The organism is Shewanella sp. AS16 (assembly GCF_021412365.1).
Taxonomy (GTDB): Bacteria; Pseudomonadota; Gammaproteobacteria; order Enterobacterales; family Shewanellaceae; genus Shewanella; species Shewanella salipaludis.
Genome location: NZ_JAKCLK010000476.1, coordinates 1 through 279 on the forward strand (window position 1 = coordinate 1; position 279 = coordinate 279).

General features: G+C 48.0%; 1 protein-coding gene. It reads right to left on the reverse strand.

The genetic code is table 11. The annotated features are described in order from the left end of the window. Positions 1-279, reverse strand: a 279-nt coding sequence (locus LZP73_RS21170; RefSeq protein ID WP_234236984.1) for a Gfo/Idh/MocA family oxidoreductase, incomplete at both ends; no start/stop codon positions are given.

The following is a 279-nucleotide window of genomic DNA, read 5'->3' on the forward strand; positions in this document are numbered from 1 at the left end:
ATTTGGCGCACCGTTGGTGATGGTTTGATACAACGCATCATAAACGCGCCCATAATCGCCCATCTCTGGCTTCATCTCTTCTCTTACCGTCACGCCCTCGTCATTGACATACTCCAGCACACCGACCGAATCATCCGCTGCGAATCCTGGTTCGCCCGGCATAATATTAGCCTTCAGGCTGGTTTCCTGCTGGTCGATACCGTATTTAATAAACGAACCTTTCTTACCGTGAACGATAAATTTCGGATAATCGATTTTCACCAGATGGCTGGTTTTGAC